At 43.8% G+C, this 20,490-nt stretch carries 7 protein-coding genes; 2 read left to right on the plus strand and 5 right to left on the minus strand.

Annotation, left to right across the window (positions count from 1 at the left end; translation table 11 throughout):
• Positions 1 to 145: 145 nt before the first annotated feature.
• Together AQ505_RS17575 and AQ505_RS26475 are read right to left on the minus strand one after the other, a co-directional pair.
• Positions 146 to 1,651 carry a malate:quinone oxidoreductase gene (locus AQ505_RS17575; RefSeq protein WP_062549375.1) on the minus strand — a complete coding sequence of 502 codons (1,506 nt, stop codon included), beginning with the start codon at positions 1,649 to 1,651 and terminating at the stop codon, positions 146 to 148.
• Positions 1,652 to 2,269: 618 nt separating this feature from the next.
• Complete coding sequence (locus AQ505_RS26475) at positions 2,270 to 2,785, minus strand: DUF1016 N-terminal domain-containing protein (protein ID WP_062549377.1); 516 nt, start codon at positions 2,783 to 2,785, stop codon at positions 2,270 to 2,272.
• Between the two features lie 562 nt (positions 2,786 to 3,347).
• Here AQ505_RS26475 and AQ505_RS17590 point away from each other — a divergent pair.
• A complete protein-coding gene (locus AQ505_RS17590) occupies positions 3,348 to 4,715 on the plus strand; it encodes an NAD-dependent succinate-semialdehyde dehydrogenase (protein WP_062549378.1) in 1,368 nt (455 codons plus the stop codon).
• A gap of 3 nt (positions 4,716 to 4,718) precedes the next feature.
• Here AQ505_RS17590 and AQ505_RS17595 read toward each other — a convergent pair whose 3' ends face one another.
• A complete protein-coding gene (locus AQ505_RS17595; RefSeq protein ID WP_157262463.1) occupies positions 4,719 to 5,150 on the minus strand; it encodes a hypothetical protein in 432 nt (143 codons plus the stop codon).
• Positions 5,151 to 5,437: 287 nt separating this feature from the next.
• On the opposite strand from AQ505_RS17595, the gene AQ505_RS17600 reads away from it, so the two are divergent.
• Positions 5,438 to 5,764 (plus strand): hypothetical protein, encoded by a 327-nt coding sequence (locus AQ505_RS17600; RefSeq protein ID WP_062549380.1) that lies wholly within the window; start codon positions 5,438 to 5,440, stop codon positions 5,762 to 5,764.
• Between the two features lie 29 nt (positions 5,765 to 5,793).
• Here AQ505_RS17600 and AQ505_RS17605 read toward each other — a convergent pair whose 3' ends face one another.
• A complete protein-coding gene (locus AQ505_RS17605) occupies positions 5,794 to 6,786 on the minus strand; it encodes a PorP/SprF family type IX secretion system membrane protein (RefSeq protein ID WP_062549381.1) in 993 nt (330 codons plus the stop codon).
• On the minus strand, positions 6,786 to 20,240 hold the full coding sequence (locus AQ505_RS17610; protein WP_157262465.1) for an Ig-like domain-containing protein: 13,455 nt from the start codon (positions 20,238 to 20,240) through the stop codon (positions 6,786 to 6,788). The genes AQ505_RS17605 and AQ505_RS17610 overlap by 1 nt, the downstream gene beginning before the upstream one ends.
• Positions 20,241 to 20,490 lie beyond the last annotated feature (250 nt).

Raw genomic sequence — 20,490 nt, forward strand, 5'->3', positions numbered from 1 at the left:
TAATCATTTACAATAATAGACCAGCGGCAATCGCCATAAATCTGATCTGAAAAAATAAATGGCTTTTAGTTTTTACACTAAAAGCCATTTACCTATATAAAATACGCCAGTATTTAATAAATACTAGTCCGTAATTAGATCAGCACTATTCCGCTTCACGTAAATTTAAAGTCTTTGTGGTATTCGACCTAATTTCTTCGGTCATTTTCATGTTCTTGCTGAGTGCATGGCCATAAGAAGGAATCATAGCAGTCAATTTTTTCTGCCATTCTTTGCTTTTCAATTGTTCTCCAAAGCAGCGTTCCATTAAAGTAATCATAATAGAAACCGCAGTAGATGCACCTGGTGAAGCGCCCAATAAAGCAGCTATAGAGCCATCAGCAGCGGTAACTACCTCTGTTCCAAACTCCAAAATACCACCATGTTCTTCATCCTTTTTGATCACCTGTACACGCTGACCAGCAGTTTCCAGTTCCCAATCTTCCATTTTGGCAGTTGGCAAATACTCTCTTAAAGCCGTCATACGGTCTTCCGGAGATTGACGTACCTGATTGATTAAATATTTTGTCAGCGGTAAATTGTCCAGTCCGGCAGAAATCATTGGACGGATATTGTTCACCTTAATCGACATCGGAAGATCCATCAAAGATCCATTCTTCAGGAATCTCGTAGAGAATCCTGCGTAAGGACCGAAAAGTAATGCTTTTTTACCGTCGATCATTCGAGTATCCAAATGAGGTACAGACATCGGCGGCGCACCAACCGAAGCTTTTCCGTATACTTTGGCATCATGGCTGGCGATCACATCTGGATTGATACATTTCAACCATTGTCCACTTACCGGGAAGCCTCCAAAACCTTTGCCTTCAGGAATATCAGATTTTTCTAACAATGGCAATGAGCCACCACCAGCACCGATGAAAACAAATTTAGCTTTCACTACACGTTTATCACCAGTAGCTTCGTCTTTCACTTTCACTTCCCAAAGCCCATTCTTTTGCTTTAGTTTCTTCACATCATGAGAAAAGTGCATGCTTACTCCCTCCATTTTCTGAAGCGTGTCGAACATCATTCTGGTTAACGCCCCAAAATTCACATCCGTTCCCATGGTCATTCTTGTTGCAGCTACTTTTTCTTTAGGATCACGTTGATCCATCACTAAAGGCATCCACTTTTTCAATTGATCAGGATTTTCAGAATACTTCATTCCTTCGAAAAGAAGATTTTCCTGTAATCTGTCGAAACGTTCACGTAAAAACGCAACATTTTTCTCTCCCCACACAAAACTTACATGTGGAATGCTCTTAATAAATGTTTCGGGTGATCCTACCAGGTTGTGATTAACCAGGAACGACCAAAACTGCTTGGATACTTCAAAAGATTCTGCAATAGCTACCGCTTTTCCAGTTTCTACTGAACCATCTGCTAATTGTGGCGTATAATTTAGCTCACAAAATGCAGAATGCCCGGTGCCGGCGTTATTCCAGGCATCAGAACTCTCTGCCGCAGCAACATCCAGTCTTTCAAAAATTTCTATGGTGATATCCGGCTGCAGTTCTTTAAGTAATACACCTAATGTGGCGCTCATTATTCCTGCTCCAATCAATACAACATCCGCAGTTTTTTCCGAATTACTATTCTTACGAGTCATTTATTTGAATTTTTATGCAAAAATACAATACCTTATCAAATAATCCTTAAGAAAACAAGATGTTTTACGAATTATTTCCATCAATTTCCAAAAATCCAAAAAATACCGTTGATAAATGGGGTAAAGACTGGGGCAATCCTCCCCATTTCTGGTAAAATTTTCATTTACTCTAATTTTATTACCTAAATTGATAGGATGCTTTCTTTTACTATCCGATAATTCACACAAAGAAAACTCAGGATATCAACCACTTAGGCCTTCATTTGTTTGTCATTTTTATATGACTTAGCTGGTATAATTTGATCTAGCTCTAGCCGGATGAGATCTTGCTTTATCAATTCCTTCAATTCAGCTTCTTTAGGTAAGTACAATCGATATTTACTGGCAAATAACTTTTCATTTTCTGACAGCACAGAATATTTAGCGATAGTTTCATCCTTCTCAAGCAAAGTATAACGCCAATAGTTGGATGGTCATCCTTTCCTTTTTTCAGGTCATTGTATATCCGGACATACCTATCCATGTGCCACAATTGCACTGTGGGTAAGCTGATCTGTTTTCCAGTCAATCCATACAAAACATTTCAGCTTTCTGAAGTTTTAGTATCCATAGGCAAACCTAAAAACTCAAAGATATAAGGGTCTTTGATGAGTTCTTGAGCATTTGGAACTTCCTCCTTCCCTGGTTCCAGCACCCGCCCCACATACAGCGACCTGATATTTCGCTGTCAGGTGCGCGTGGCCATCCTCCTTCAACAGCAAACCGAATGTACTCAGCTCTTAAATCATTGGTTTCAAGTCGGCTAATCATTCTGTAGTGAGTCCAGCTTAATTTGGTACTCACTGCATTCCAAATTGAAAAAGCATTATAAAATGCCCTCATATTGTTCAAATTACGCTCATCAAACCCCTTTCCAAACTCCAGCGTAAGCTGCTGAGCTAGTTTTTTCAATACTGATTTACCATAGGCCGCTTTTGCATTCCCTTCCTGCTCGTCTTCTATAATGAGCTGTCCAATTTGCCAATACATTTGCAGCAAAATCGCATTGCTCTGCTGGTATGCTTTTCTTCTGGCGAGGCTAACGACCTCGGTAATTTGCTCAAAAAGTATATTCTGTTTTTCTATCGCTTCCATTCCGGTTTATTTTATGACTCTGGTCTATCTTATGTATTATAACCTGGATAAACCACCCCAGCGCTTTATTTGTGCAAGAATCAGTTTAGGACTGGATCATGAAGATGTTTATTTTCCTTGTGTATTTATTGTTGATTACTTGAAGGTTGATAGGGCCTAATCAAGTCTGTAGACCTACCAAAATCTTCATGAAGCCAGCTCAGCTACCTTTTAATTATAAAAAAAACAAAGTGTCAACCACTAGTATAACTCAAAGACAATGAGTACCAGCTGAAAGTTATTTAAAACAAATTGCAGACCATGACCACCATCGCCCGGATCACAAAGCGTTTAAAGTGCTGGAAAAAGAATATAAAGTCCTCAAAGAACAGCTGGAACACTTACCTGGAAAGCCTGCGGAACAAAACTCAGGTACAAATACCTGATTTTAGAAAAAACGTTTTTTTAATGCCATAAACTATTTATCTTCCCAAATAGTTCAGGGAAATTCATGTCGAAAAAATAATAAAACAATTCCCCCTGTTTAATTGCTGTTATAATCTAAATACAAAAGCAGAAGCGTATGATCTCAGTGAACCCAACCAATGGAAAAACGATAAAAACCTATACAGAAGATACAGAAAAGCAGGTCAATACGAAAATAGAAAAGACACATCAGGCCTGGTTAAAATGGAAGGAAACCCGTTTTTCTGTACGTGCTGAGTTCCTTAGAAATACTTCCGCAGTGCTGTTAAAACGTAAAACGGAATTGGCTACTTTAATGGCTAAAGAAATGGGAAAACCATTACCTGCAGGAATTGCCGAAATTGAAAAATGTGCTGCTGTATGTGATTTTTATGCTTCTAATGGCGCTAATTTCCTAAAAGACGAGTTGATTGCTACGGAAGCCAGTAAAAGTTATGTCAGCTTTCAACCATTGGGCGTAGTGCTTGCGGTGATGCCCTGGAATTTTCCTTTCTGGCAATTGTTTCGTTTTTTAGCCCCTGCTCTAATGGCGGGTAATGCGGGCGTATTGAAACATGCTTCCAACGTGAGCGGCTGCGCATTGGCCATCGAGGAAGTCATTAAAGAAGCAGGTTTTCCAAAAGATCTTTTCCACGTTTTACTGATCAATAGTAAAGTTGTAAAACAGGCCATTGCCCATCCTTTCATTAAAGCGGTTACTTTAACCGGGAGTACGGAAGCCGGCAAACAAGTTGCACAGCAAGCAGGTTATCATTTGAAAAAAACAGTACTGGAATTGGGTGGAAGCGATCCTTATATCGTACTGGCAGATGCCGATCTGGAACAGGCCGCAGAAATCTGCATGCAAAGCAGGCTGATCAATAATGGTCAGAGTTGTATAGCTGCAAAAAGATTCATTCTCGTAAAAGAGATAGAAAAAGATTTCATGAAAATCTTCCTTAAAAAGATGCAGTCAAAAATCACCGGAGATCCCTATGATCAGCAGACAGACCTTGGCCCTATGGCCAGAAAAGACCTGCGTGATGAGTTACATCAACAGGTAATGGACAATATAAAAGCTGGGGCAAAATGCGTTCTTGGGGGGAAAATCCCTGAGTTTAAAGGCGAACACGCGTTTTACAGCCCTACTATTTTAACTGGAATAAAGAAGGGAATGCCAGCGTATGAGGAAGAACTTTTTGGTCCGGTAGCTTTAATATTCACGGCAAAGGATGAGGAAGATGCGATCAAGATTGCGAATGATAGTCCGTTTGGATTAGGAGCAGCAGTATTTTCAGCTTCAAAAGCACATGGCGAAGAAATTGCGGCAAAGAAATTGAACGCAGGATCCTGCTTTGTAAATAGTCTGGTAAAATCAGATTCAAGATTGCCCTTTGGTGGAATCAACCAAAGTGGTTATGGCAGAGAGCTCAGTTCTTTTGGTATTCGTGAATTTGTAAACATTAAAACCGTCTATATCCAATAAGGATTAGACTTGATTCCATCGGGGTAGCTGACCATAAATTCCCTGATAAATCTGCAGGATTTTCGATTTCATAGTGGCAGGCAAGTCCTTATTCTTATGATCATAAGTCACATACCAATGGATGTGTAAAGCTTCTATGTCTTCGATCATCATTTGTACAGGCCAGGAATTCTTACGTTCAATCTCCCCAAACTGAAAACCATTCAACAGGTTCTCCCGCAGGTCGTCCACAATATCTGGATTGGGTTTCAGCTCTTTTGATTTTTCCGGCGGACCAGATTTATTGATATAAACCAATTCCACTCTCCCCTTTCTTAACGCATACACCAGGTATAGCCCATAATTATACGAGGATACATTGCAAACTTCTACTAAACTGTCCGTTGCCTGAAAAAAGAAATTGCCCTGCTTGTATTTACTCAATTCGTCAAACATAGATCTAATAGTTTTAAAACCGATCATTTTTTCAATCGCGTTATCCCAATATAAAAATTTTGAAACCATCTTACAAATTAACTCCGTTAATGAAGTAGAAAAAATAACTGCATTTGTTGTTTCTATAATTCTGCTTTTACAAACTGTCAATTCCTACCAGATCTTGATTAAATTACTATCAATAACGACGCCCATATTAACAATTTCCTTACAACTTAAAGAAAATCATATACTACTGAATTCTAAATAGATAACTTTAGTCATCATAATACTTCAGCCGTATCCTCATGAAAAAAACCTACATTCTAGTGTTGTGTATGCTCTTCTTCAGCGCATGTGTTCCTCAGCGAAACCTGGTTTATTTTAACGATTTATCCGAATTGGCTAAAGATCAGATCAGCAGTGCTGAGGCTGAACTTAAGATTCATAAGAACGCTCGGCTGAGTATTTCAGTAAACAGTTTAAGTCCCGAATCCAATGCGTTATTTACTAAAACAACGACAAGAACCAATACTAAAGAAAGCCACAGTGTGCAAAGTAATCAGATAGATCACCAAAGCATGGTGACGCTCCCACTCAGCGGCAATATCACTGGGTGGAACCAGAAATACTAGGTAACATTATCCGATGCCTAGTCATTTATTTAAAATACTCTTGGGCAGATAAACGACCTTGGCACTTTGCCAAATGCCAAGCCCATGGTGATTTCATGGGAGCCATTTTGACTACTTCCCAATGCACTGGTGACCTGATCATAAGAATATCCGATTCTAAAGCGTTCGTTTACAAAAAACTGAATAATGCCTGAGAGGGAATTTTCTTTACTCAATGACATTCCGGATGTGGGCTTTTTCCATAGATTAAATCCAGTCCGGATAGAGCCACCAATCCAAACTTTATCGTTAATGATCAACATGGTGTTAAAGTCGGCACTGGTTGGACCTCTAAAGTCTTCTTTGATCAGGAGGCTGGGTCTGATTCTGAGTTCTGGAGAAACATTAATTAAGGCTCCGCCCATCATATACGCATGTCGGCTGCGAATAATATTTAAAGAGGAAGATTGGTCTCTTCTTTTATCTGGTCCTGAAAAGATATCCAGGGCAGAAAGTCCAAGGTACCAATAGTCTGAATTGTAGAAGATACCTAGACGTAAGTCGGGCACGATGTCACTTTGATTGCCAACTGGCAGGGCCTCATCTCCGGGCTGAATCGTGGTTAACAGCCCTCCTTTTAAACTGTACTGTGCTGCGCCTATGCCCAATCCAAAACTTAAGCGCTGTGTATCTTCTCCGTTTAATTGTAATCGGAAAGCGTAATTCAGCGTTGCTGAAGTGGAAGATTGCGCACCGATTTTGTCGGTGGTTATCTGGAAACCCACCCCCATTTTACGATCCTGAGGATCTAAAATCCCATCAATTGAGGCGGTTGCTGTCTGCGGTGCGCCCTCCATTCCCAACCATTGCGCCCGCAATCCGAGTTGTACAAACCATTCTTCTTTATACCCGGCATAAGCCGGATTCACACTCAGGCTATTGAATATATACTGGGTAAACTGAATATTTTGCTGCGCATTGGTTTTTCCAATCTGCAGGCAATAAAGACCTATAAATACAGTGATCAGTTTTTTAATGTTCATTATCTTTTGATTAAAATCCAGCTTTTACGGGAGGTGACAACTCCTCCTTTTGTCAGTTTGAGTACATAGAAATATGTTCCGTCATTTAAGCCGGCCCCATCCCATTCATCTTTATAGTTGTTGTTTTTGTAAACCTGATCACCCCAGCGATTGAAAACAGCCAGGTCTATATTTTCATAATTTTCTCTTCCTACAATCTGGAAAGTATCATTTTTTCCATCTCCATTTGGCGTAAATGTGTTTGGTATTTCCAAATCTGGCGGCACTACATTGATTGTTACTATAGCCACATTAGAAGATATTCCCACTGCATCATGGATTTTATAACTGAACTTTTCTATACCTGAATATCCTTTTTTTGGCAGGTAAACTATTTTACCATCTTTATTCATTTGAAGGGTACCATTTGCAGGCGCCATCTGTACTTCGATGGTACTGACATCCAAAGGGAAAAGACTTGGTTTGTCATTTTTCGCCACTGCTACCATCACCTCCTGATCAGTTTTGGTATTTGCAAAATCATCTACTGCCGCAGGGTAACGCTTCACATCTATATCAGTAGGAATGTCATTGCTCTCATTTGTACCAGAAAGATCTGATACTTGTTCCCCAATCTCTGTAAGGCCATCGATCTGGGCAGTATTTCTCACGTTACCATTCAGCTTTTCATCTTCCGTAATGGTATAATTTTCCTGGTGGGTGATGGAAGCATTCGGCGCAAGGGTGGTTCCAGGAAGTGTAATGACCCCTGGAATTTTCGGATCCGATAAAACCAGGTGATGTAAGGTGACGTTTCCGATATTCTTGATGACAAAGGTGTAAGTAATCGTTTTCAAGTCTGTATTTAAGCGTCCCGTTTTCACCAAACTGATGTTAGGGTTCTGATCAATAGCAACATCAGCGGTAGCGGAAACAACCAATGGATGTTCTGTACTTTGTACTGTAGCCGTATTCTGAATTTTACCAATATTTGCTGTCGGAACCCCATTTCTATCTAGATCTGATTGGGTAACGGTATAGGTTCCAGTATAAATCCAAGATTCTTCTCTTTCCAAAACACCATTGCCATTATCACCTGTGAGTCTTAAATTTCCAGCAATTAGCGGATCGCTTAGGTTCACATTGTGGTGACTTGCAGATCCAGTATTTCTAACTGTAATCGTATAGTTTATCTGATCTCCGGCAGCAGAAACGGTGTGTTTGTCGGCGGTTTTCGTAATTGAAAGACCGATACAAGCAGGAACAGTTATGGTAATTTTAAAAGGAGTTCCATCACAGCCACCGGCTAATCCTCTTGGCGTAACGACATAAGTGACCACCTGCGCAATGGCTGTTGGATTGTAAAGGTCGGTAATGATGGTATTTCCAGCGCCATTTACTGCACCAAGTACCGGAGAGTTCACCGTCCAGCTAAAGGTAGATGGGATTGCGTTTCCACCTTTAGCCCTGTTGTTGATATTGGCTTGCAACGGATAGTTGAATGATGATTGACCACAGCTAAGCGGGCTAACAGTGTCGTCAAATCCTTTTGGGACAGGGCTAACCGTCACTGTGGTTGTTGCTGAAACTGCACTGGTGCAACCTTCAGTATTTGTTACGGTAACGGTATATATGCCGATTTCACTGACACTATAAGTTTTACCCGTAGCACCAGGAATCAGGATGCCGTTTTTATACCATTGGTTTCCAATGTTTTCTGATGAGCTAAGAATCACTACCCTTCCTTCGCAGAAAGTCGTTTCATTTGACGGGGAAATCTGAGGTTGTTCCGGATACTGAACTTCAGTAACAGGAGTTGCTAATGATATCGGACTGGCACAGCCGTTTGAGTTTGTAAAGTTTAGTGAGTAATCGCCAGGAGTTGTTGCAGTATAGTTTTTGCCCGTAGCTCCAGGGATTAGGATACCGTTTTTGTACCATTGGTTTCCGTTGTTTTCTGAAGAAGTCAGGACGACATTGCCACCTTCGCAGAAAACTGCATGGTTGGTTGCGGTGATAGTTGGGGCAGCAGGAATCGGGTTTACGGTGATTTTTATAGCGATTGAGGCTTGACTGCTACAAGTGTTCAAAGTTACTTTTACGGTGTAAATTCCACTTTGAGAGACTTCTAAAGTTGGGTTTGTCGCGCCTGCTATTGCAATACCATCTTTATACCACTGGTTGCCTTGAGTTGTGGAAGAAGTCAGTAGTGTATGCCCTCCCTCACAGAACTCACGTTCGGTTGCGCTGATAGTTGGTGTATTTGGAATTGAATGAACCGTGATGACCGCATCTGCTGAGGCATCGCTGGTACAGCCGTTAGCACTTACTTTTAGGGTATAGGTTCCGCTTTCCGAAACTTCTAAAGTTGGGTTGGTCGCTCCTGCTACTGCAATACCATCTTTATACCACTGGTTGCCAGTTGAGGACGAAGAGGTCAATATCGTATGACTACCTTCGCAGAATTCGCGCTCTGCAATAGTTACATCTGGCTTAACAGGAACCGGGTGAACCCTGATCACCGCATCAGCTGAGGCTTCGCTGGTGCAACCGTTCGAGGTTACTTTTACCGTATAAGTGCCACTTTCCGAAACTTCTAAAGTTGGGTTGGTCGCTCCTGCTATTGCGATACCGTCTTTATACCACTGGTTGCCAGTTGAGGACGAAGAGGTCAATAACGTATGACCGCCCTCACAGAATTCGCGCTCTGCAATAGTTACATCTGGCTTCACAGGAACCGGGTGAACGGTGATCACCGCATCAGCTGAGGCTTCGCTGGTGCAACCGTTAGCACTTACTTTTAGGGTATAGGTTCCGCTTTCCGAAACTTCTAAAGTTGGGTTGGTCGCTCCTGCTATTGCAATACCATCTTTATACCACTGATTGCCAGTTGAGGACGAAGAGGTCAATATCGTATGACTACCTTCGCAGAATTCGCGCTCTGCAATAGTTACATCTGGCTTAACAGGAACCGGGTGAACCCTGATCACCGCATCTGCAGAAGCTTCGCTGGTACAGCCGTTAGCACTTACTTTTACCGTATAGGTGCCACTTTCTGAAACTTCTAAAGTTGGGTTGGTCGCTCCTGCTATTGCGATACCGTCTTTATACCACTGGTTGCCAGTTGAGGACGAAGAGGTCAATATCGTATGACTACCCTCGCAGAATTCACGTTCTGCAATGGTCACATCTGGCTTCACAGGAACCGGATGAACCCTGATCACCGCATCTGCCGAAGCTTCGCTGGTACAGCCGTTAGCACTTACTTTTACCGTATAGGTGCCACTTTCCGAAACTTCTAAAGTTGGGTTGGTCGCTCCTGCTATTGCAGTACCATCTTTATACCACTGATTGCCAGTTGAGGACGAAGAGGTCAATATCGTATGACTACCCTCGCAGAATTCGCGCTCTGCAATAGTTACATCTGGCTTAACAGGAACCGGATGAACGGTAATGACCGCATCTGCCGAAGCTTCGCTGGTACAGCCGTTAGCACTTACTTTTACCGTATAGGTACCACTTTCCGAAACTTCTAAAGTTGGATTGGTCGCTCCTGCTATTGCGATACCGTCTTTATACCACTGGTTGCCAGTAGAGAACGAAGAGCTCAATATCGTATGACTGCCTTCGCAGAATTCGCGCTCTGCAATGGTCACCTCTGGCTTCACAGGAACCGGATGAACGGTAATGACCGCATCTGCCGAGGCTTCACTGGTACAGCCGTTTGTACTTACTTTTACCGTATAGGTGCCACTTTCTGAAACTTCTAAAGTTGGGTTGGTCGCACCTGCTATCGCAGTGCCATCTTTATACCACTGGTTGCCAGTAGATGACGAAGAGGTCAATATCGTATGACTGCCTTCGCAGAATTCACGTTCTGCAATGGTCACCTCTGGCTTCACAGGAACCGGATGAACCGTGATCACCGCATCTGCTGAGGCTTCGCTGGTACAGCCGTTAGCACTTACTTTTAGGGTATAGGTGCCACTTTCCGAAACTTCTAAAGTTGGGTTGGTCGCCCCTGCTATTGCGATACCATCTTTATACCACTGGTTGCCAGTAGAGGACGAAGAGGTCAATATCGTATGACTACCCTCACAGAACTCACGCTCTGCAATGGTCACATCTGGCTTCACAGGAACCGGGTGAACCGTGATCACCGCATCTGCTGAGGCTTCGCTGGTACAACCATTCGATGTTACTTTTACCGTATAAGCACCGCTTTCCGAAACTTCTAAAGTTGGATTGGTCGCTCCTGCTATCGCGGTGCCGTCTTTATACCACTGGTTTCCGGTAGAGGACGAAGAGGTTAATATCGTATGATTACCCTCGCAGAATTCACGTTCTGCCATGGTCACATCTGGCTTCACAGGAACCGGGTGAACGGTGATCACCGCATCTGCTGAGGCTTCGCTGGTACAACCATTCGAGGTTACTTTTACCGTATAGGTGCCACTTTCTGAAACTTCTAAAGTTGGATTGATCGCTCCTGCTATCGCGGTGCCGTCTTTATACCACTGATTGCCAGTTGAGGACGAAGAGGTCAATATCGTATGACTACCCTCACAGAATTCACGCTCTGCAATAGTTACGTCTGGCTTCACAGGAACCGGGTGAACCGTGATCACCGCATCGACCGAGGCTTCGCTGGTACAGCCGTTTGCACTTACTTTTACCGTATAAGTTCCACTTTCTGAAACTTCTAAAGTTGGGTTTGTCGCGCCTGAGATTGCAGTACCATCTTTATACCACTGGTTACCTAGACTTGCTGATGAAGTCAATATCGTATGGCTACCCTCACAGAATTCACGCTCTGCAATGGTCACATCTGGCTTAACCGGAACCGGGTGAACCGTGATCACCGCATCTGCTGAGGCTTCGCTGGTACAGCCGTTAGCACTTATTTTTACCGTATAGGTGCCACTTTCCGAAACTTCTAAAGTTGGGTTTGTCGCGCCTGAGATTGCAGTACCATCTTTATACCACTGGTTACCTAGACTTGCTGATGAAGTCAATAAAGTATGATTACCCTCACAGAATTCACGCTCTGCAATGGTCACATCTGGCTTAACCGGAACCGGGTGAACGGTGATGACCGCATCTGCCGAGGCTTCGCTGGTACAGCCGTTTGCACTTACTTTTACCGTATAAGTGCCGCTTTCCGAAACTTCTAAAGTTGGGTTTGTCGCGCCTGCTATTGCAGTGCCGTCTTTATACCACTGGTTGCCAGTAGCTGACGAAGAGCCTAGTATCGTATGGCTACCCTCACAGAACTCACGTTCTGCAATAGTCACATCGGATTTAACCGGAACCGGGTGCACAGTAATCACCGCATCGGCTGAGGTTTCGCTGGTACAACCATTGGCACTTACTTTCACGGTATAGGTTCCGCTTTCCGAAACTTCTAAAGTTGGGTTTGTCGCGCCTGCTATTGCAGTGCCGTCTTTATACCACTGGTTGCCAGTAGCTGACGAAGAGCTTAGTATAGTATGACTACCTTCACAGAACTCACGCTCTGCAATGGTCACATCTGGTTTAGCAGGGATTGGGTGAACGGTAATCACCGCATCTGCTGAGACTTCGCTGGTACAGCCATTTGCACTTACTTTTACCGTATAGGTTCCGCTTTCCGAAACTTCTAAAGTTGGGTTTGTCGCGCCTGCTATTACAATGCCATTTTTATACCACTGGTTGCCGGTAGATGACGAAGAGGTCAATATGGTTCTGCCTCCTTCACAGAATTCACGTTCTGCAATAGTCACATCTGGTTTAGCAGGGATTGGGTGAACGGTAATCACCGCATCTGCTGAGGCTTCGCCGGTACAGCCGTTTGCACTTACTTTTACCGTATAAGTGCCGCTTTCCGAAACTTCTAAAGTTGGGTTTGTCGCCCCTGCTATTGCAGTGCCGTTTTTATACCACTGGTTACCAGTAGCTGACGAAGAGGTTAATATGGTTCTGCCTCCTTCACAGAATTCACGCTCTGCAATGGTCACCTCTGGCTTAACCGGAACCGGGTGAACAGTAATCACCGCATCTGCCGAGGCTTCGCTGGTACAACCATTGACACTTACTTTTACCATATAAGTACCACTTTCCGAAACTTCTAAAGTTGGGTTTGTCGCGCCTGCTATTGCAATGCCATTTTTATACCACTGGTTGCCGGTAGATGACGAAGAGGTCAATATGGTTCTGCCTCCTTCACAGAATTCACGCTCTGCAATGGTCACCTCTGGCTTAACCGGAACCGGGTGAACAGTAATCACCGCATCTGCTGAGGCTTCGCTGGTACAGCCGTTTGCACTTACTTTTACCGTATAAGTACCGCTTTCCGAAACTTCTAAAGTTGGGTTTGTCGCCCCTGCTATTGCAGTGCCGTTTTTATACCACTTGTTACCAGTAGCTGACGAAGAGGTTAATATGGTTCTGCCTCCTTCACAGAATTCACGCTCTGCAATGGTCACCTCTGGCTTAACCGGAACCGGGTGAACAGTAATCACCGCATCTGCCGAGGCTTCGCTGGTACAACCATTGACACTTACTTTTACCGTATAAGTGCCGCTTTCCGAAACTTCTAAAGTTGGGTTTATCGCGCCTGCTATTGCAGTGCCGTCTTTATACCACTGGTTGCCGGTAGCTGACGAAGAGCTTAGTATCGTATGACTGCCCTCACAGAACTCACGTTCTGCAATGGTCACATCTGGTTTAGCAGGGATTGGGTGAACGGTAATCACCGCATCTACCGAGGCTTCGCTGGTACAACCATTGGCACTTACTTTTACCATATAAGTGCCGCTTTCCGAAACTTCTAAAGTTGGGTTTGTCGCGCCTGCTATTGCAGTGCCGTCTTTATACCACTGGTTGCCGGTAGCTGACGAAGAGCTTAGTATCGTATGGCTACCCTCACAGAACTCACGTTCTGCAATGGTCACATCTGGCTTAACCGGAACCGGGTGAACAGTAATCACCGCGTCTGCTGAGGCTTCGCTGGTACAACCATTCGCACTTACTTTTACCGTATAAGTGCCGCTTTCCGAAACTTCTAAAGTTGGGTTTGTCGCTCCTGCTATTGCAGTACCATCTTTATACCACTGGTTGCCAGTAGCTGACGAAGAGCTTAGTATCGTATGACTGCCCTCACAGAATTCACGCTCTGCAATGGTCACCTCTGGCTTAACAGGGATTGGGTGAACAGTAATCACCGCATCTGCCGAAGCTTCGCTGGTACAACCATTGACACTTACTTTTACCGTATAAATGCCGCTTTCCGAAACTTCTAAAGTTGGGTTTGTCGCGCCTGAGATTGGGCTTCCGTCTTTATACCACTGGTTGCCAGTAGCTGACGAAGAGCTTAGTATCGTATGACTACCTTCACAGAATTCACGTTCTGCAATAGTCACATCTGGCTTAACCGGAACCGGGTGAACAGTAATCACCGCATCTGCCGAAGCTTCGCTGGTACAGCCGTTCGCGCTTACTTTTACCGTATAAATACCGCTTTCCGAAACTTCTAAAGTTGGGTTTGTCGCTCCTGCTATTGCAGTACCATCTTTATACCACTGGTTGCCAGTAGCTGACGAAGAGCTTAGTATCGTATGACTACCCTCACAGAACTCACGTTCTGCAATGGTCACATCTGGTTTAACAGGAACCGGGTGAACGGTGATCACCGCATCTGCCGAAGCTTCGCTGGTACAACCATTCGCACTTACTTTTACCGTATAGGTTCCACTTTCCGAAACTTCTAAAGTTGGGTTTGTCGCGCCTACTATTGCAGTACCATCTTTATACCACTGGTTGCCAGTAGCTGACGAAGAAGTTAGTATCGTATGGCTACCCTCACAGAACTCACGCTCTGCAATGGTCACCTCTGGCTTAACCGGAACCGGGTGAACAGTAATCACCGCATCGGCTGAGGCTTCGCTGATACAGCCATTGGCACTTACTTTTAGGGTATAGGTGCCACTTTCCGAAACTTCTAAAGTTGGGTTTGTCGCTCCTGCTATTGCAGTACCATTTTTATACCACTGGTTGCCTAGACTTGCTGATGAAGTCAATAAAGTATGACTACCCTCACAGAATTCACGCTCTGCAATGGTCACCTCTGGCTTAACAGGGATTGGGTGAACGGTGATGACCGCATCTGCCGAGGCTTCGCTGGTACAGCCGTTTGCACTTACTTTTACCGTATAAGTGCCACTTTCCGAAACTTCTAAAGTTGGGTTTGTCGCTCCTGCTATTGCAGTACCATCTTTATACCACTGGTTGCCGGTAGCTGACGAAGAGCTTAGTATCGTATGACTACCTTCGCAGAATTCACGTTCTGCAATGGTCACATCTGGCTTAACAGGAACCGGGTGAACCCTGATCACCGCATCTGCTGAGGCTTCGCTGGTGCAACCGTTCGAGGTTACTTTTACCGTATAAGTGCCACTTTCCGAAACTTCTAAAGTTGGGTTTGTCGCGCCTGCTATTGCGATACCGTCTTTATACCACTGGTTGCCAGTTGAGGACGAAGAGGTCAATATCGTATGACTACCTTCACAGAACTCATGTTCTGCAATGGTCATCTCTGGTTTAGCAGGGATTGGGTGAACGGTAATCACCGCATCTGCTGAGGCTTCGCTGGTACAGCCGTTAGCACTTACTTTTACCGTATAAGTACCACCTGCCGTTACCGTTAATTCGGGGTTAATTTCACCCACTAGCAATACCCCGTCTTTATACCACTGGTTGCCAGTAGCCGACGAAGAGGTCAATATGGTTCTGCCTCCTTCACAGAATTCACGTTCTGCAATAGTCACATCTGGTTTAGCAGGGATTGGGTGAACGGTAATCACCGCATCTGCTGAGGCTTCGCTGGTACAGCCGTTAGCACTTACTTTTACCGTATAAGTGCCACTTTCCGAGACTCCTAAAGTTGGATTGGTCGCTCCTGCTATTGCGATGCCATCTTTATACCACTGGTTGCCAGTAGAGGACGAAGAGGTCAATATCGTATGACTGCCCTCACAGAATTCGCGCTCTGCAATAGTTACATCTGGCTTAACAGGAACCGGGTGAACAGTAATCACCGCATCAGCTGAGGCTTCGCTGGTACAGCCGTTAGCACTTACTTTTAGGGTATAGGTGCCACTTTCCGAGACTTCTAAAGTTGAATTGGTCGCTCCTGCTATTGCGATGCCATCTTTATACCACTGGTTGCCAGTAGAGGACGAAGAGGTCAATATCGTATGACTGCCCTCACAGAATTCGCGCGCTGCAATGGTCACATCTGGCTTCACAGGAATTGGGTGAACCGTGATCACCACATCTGCTGAGGCTTCGCTGGTGCAACCATTCGAGGTTACTTTTACCGTATAGGTGCCACTTTCTGAAACTTCTAAAGTTGGATTGGTCGCTCCTGCTATTGCGATGCCATCATTATACCACTGGTTGCCAGTTGAGGACGAAGAGGTCAATATCGTATGACTACCTTCGCAGAATTCGCGCTCTGCAATAGTTACATCTGGCTTAACAGGAACTGGGTGAACCCTGATCACCGCATCTGCTGAGGCTTCGCTGGTACAGCCGTTTGCACTTACTTTTAACGTATAATTACCACTTGCCGTTACCGTTAATTCGGGGTTAATTTCACCCACTAGCAACACCCCATCTTTATACCACTGGTTGCCAGTTGAGGACGAAGAGGTCAATATCGTATGACTACCTTCGCAGAATTCACGCTCTCCAATGGTCACGTCGGGCTTAACAGGAACCGGGTGAACCCTGATCACCGCATCTGCTGAGGCTTCGCTGGTACAGCCGTTTGCACTTACTTTTAGGGTATAGGTGCCACTTTCCGAAACTTCTAAAGTTGGATTGGTCGCTCCTGCTATTGCGATGCCATCATTATACCACTGGTTGCCAGTTGAGGACGAAGAGGTCAATATCGTATGACTACCTTCGCAGAATTCGCGCGCTCCAATGGTCACATCTGGTTTAACAGGAACCGGGTGAACCGTGATCACCGCATCTGCCGAGGCTTCGCTGGTACAACCGTTAGCACTTATTTTTACCGTATAGGTGCCACTTTCCGAGACTTCTAAAGTTGGGTTGGTAGCGCCTGCTATTGCAGTGCCATCTTTATACCACTGGTTGCCAGTTGAGGACGAAGAAGTCAATACCGTATGACTACCCTCGCAGAATTCGCGCTCTGCAATGGTCACTTCCGGTTTAAGAATTGTATTTACAAAAACTGTTACTTTTTTAGCTTCAGCAGCAGAATTATCGCAAAGGTCTGAACTTCTCACTGTGACAAAGTAATCAGTGGTAACTGAAGGATTCACTGTTAAATCGGTAAGCACATGTTGCAAAAGCGCATCAGTGTACCAAGTAAAGATTGGTTCATCTAGCGTGCTTTCTGCACTCAACACCACAGTCCCCCCCGCACAAATTGTTTGGTCTGCTGCTGTAATATCCGCTGCAACAGCTCGTTCTCGTACTATAACCTGAGCAACATCTGAAACATTATTACATCCAGATGCATTCTTTACTGTAACCGAATAATAACCAGCAGCTGTCGCATAATAAAAACTACTAGTTGCTCCAGGAATACTGGCACCATAGTTTTTCCACTGATAGGTAACATTTGGAACATTGGTTACTAATAATTTCACCTGATCGCCACTGCAAATGACTGGATCACCATCGATAGTAATGGCTGAGACTGTTGGTACCGGATTGAAAGTAAGGGGAACCTTGTTAACACCTGGTTCCGAACAACCAAATTCGTTGGTTAACAGGATTGAATATAATCCAGATGAAGAGGCCATATAAAAATCACCCCCATCCTGCACAAGAATCCCATCTTTAAACCATTGTTTTTGATGAGGCGTATTCACGGAAAGCTTTACTGCGGTTCCCTCGCAAAATAAACCCTCATCGTTGTAATTGATCAAAACACCCAATGGCAAGTCAGAAACCTTCAACACACTAACCGCTTCCGATTTGCAGCCTAAAGGAGAAGTCACAATCACCTTAATATTTCGATTATTGAAGCTTAATGGTACATTTTTAAGCGTTAATGCTGCTGTTTTTGGTCCTACAACTGTAGACGATGCTACGAAGTCCTGCCATGCATTTGACCCATCTTTATACTGCCATTGATAGGTATTACCGACTCCTGTTGCTGTCGATTCAATGACGATATTTTTTGTCTTACAGGCTACCAAATCTTGGGGAATCGTCACCACAGGAACTGCAGCTACATGGATTAAATAAGTCGTTTTCTTCCTGTCATTATTAACGGTTCCTAATGTGAAAGTTCCATCTGCAGTCGGCATACCAGTAACCAGCATCGATTTACCGGCCGTATTGGGTGTAAATGTCAAACCCGGAATCACAACAGGCATCAGCACCGATACTTGATCAGCAGCCCCCGCATAAGAAATATTAGTAATCGCGGAGCCGGCACAAATATCAACCAGGTTAACATCATGATACTTTATATTGTTACAACCCTCTACTGCAGTTCCATTTAAACATTCTAAATGAGGATCTGTGGGTGGCCCAACAGCATCAGGATTTGGATTTGTTGCATCTGGATCGGTCACATCCGCAGGGCGAAGCATACTAGCCTCTGCAGAAATCGGATAAACAATAGCGGTCGCAGTCATCTTCCCAGTGATGGTAAACGTTAACTCAGCCTGATTATTAAGATCTACTGTTGCGGTAAATTTCGCTGGAATTGTGGAGGCATTCCTAACCAATCCAGGTTTATCAAAACCAACTGGAACAGCAGGATCAATCTCGAATCCAGTGGGACTTTTAAAAGCAAAAGTGGCTCCTGTTACATCGCTTGGGCCATCATTTTTTACCTTAACTGTATAAGTAATCTGTTTATTCAACAGGAATGAACTGAGATCAGGCGTAATGCTTAGAACTTTCAGATCGGCCACCTTTACCGTCAGATTGATAGGATTATCTACTTCAGATCCCTGAATGTAAGCCCAGGTATCCATGGACCTTGTATTTCCAAAACTGGTGAGTCCGGAGCCAGAATTTTTAGTACCATTTGCTCCAGCGGATCCGGTATAAATTCCCCATTTATGCATTCCGTCAACCTCATCCTTAGTACTTCCAGTCACATTATTAATGTGAGGCTTAGAAGATTCCAGAAAAGTCCCTGCACCAGTAATATCAGAATCATCCCAATAAGTTCGGCTGCTATAGATAGATTCATCCGTAGAAGTATCCTCGATAAGGTATTCAGTCGTATTATTCGTCAGTTCAATAATTAATCCATTAGGATTAATTTCCATATCAATATAAGGAAAGTGTACTTCAGCAGATTGCAGTTTGGTTTTTAGGGTACTCACAATAGCGGCTGGCAAAAGATAATTTCCATTGCCATCTTTCCCATCCCAATAAACAGAGTTAAAACCAGTATTAGCGACCCCAATAATCACTCGATTAACGATGGGGCCATTCCCTATTTTAACCGGGATAGTGATCCTGTAAGTGCCAACTGTACTAGATTCAAATTGGATTCTAGCCCCATTCTTACCGGCTAAACCAGGGCTACCTTCTGCACCAATAATCTTAAGGTTGGTAATCTCAGGGCGAACCGCTGTATTCTTTAGCCAGGTTTCCGGCTCTGGGAAACCTCCTATTTTAGCCTTAGCAGGCAAATCTGGATTTGGCTTATTGTAAAATATTTTATGGGTCGTATTCGTTCCAACATCAGCAAGGGTTGGATTGTGAGTCACCTCCAGAATGTCATTAAGGTTTGACTTATCAAAACTTTTATAAGTAGGAACAGAATTACGTGCAAAACCATTGCTGTTAGAGAAAAAGGTAAAAGCTACGCCATTACTGCCATTGGTATTTACACGATAAGCACGTCCATCCTTGGTAAGTACATAATGGCTAACATAATAAGCACTTCCCTCAGTAAAATCCTGATAGAGATGAAGGTTCAATACATTAGCATATACTCTTCCTTTTAGCCATTCGCTCCCACCTTTTTTCATTACGGAAACATCCCAAGCCGCAATCTCATCAATATTGTCGTCACTGCGAATGGGATCTACGCTTGATTGTTTCCATGAAGCATTAGCTGAAATTTTTGGAACAAGTGGCTTACCTTCCCCATTAAGTCCTGATGGAGGCAGGAATTCAATTTTCCATATTCCTTCTGTCGATTCATCAACTTCTACGGTATAGGGCTTGTAACAGTTTACATTGTCAGTCGATCTTCCCGTTGCAGGCCCTGCAAGTTCAGCAAGCCGGTTAGGAATTCTTCCAATGGAGGAGTTCGCCGCTGTAGATTTAGCAACACCAACTGGTGGAGTGAGGGTGATAATGCCTTTCTTGTACCCTTGTGCACTTGAGGCCACTGCAATGATCTCTCCGGCTTTCGCGTAAACATAATGGGTACCCTTAGTTTTAAAAGGCCAGGACTCATTTGGTTCAGGAGTAGAATTACAATTCAAAAATGCCCGGTTGCCCTTTGCGTTTGCTGGATACAAATCCTTACTTCCCTCCCCATAAACAGCCGAAAAATTGAATAACAAGCAAACTATAAACAGACAGCATAGTTTGTTTGTCAGCAAATTAAACAGATGTCGGAGCGTTTTTAGCATCATACATTTGAAGTAGATGTATGGCCTTTTAGGAATTCTTGCAAAGCGAAATCAATTCTTTAATAAGTACGCTTTCTTACCAAATGATCGGCTAACAGCA

The organism is Pedobacter sp. PACM 27299 (genome assembly GCF_001412655.1).
Taxonomy (GTDB): Bacteria; Bacteroidota; Bacteroidia; order Sphingobacteriales; family Sphingobacteriaceae; genus Pedobacter.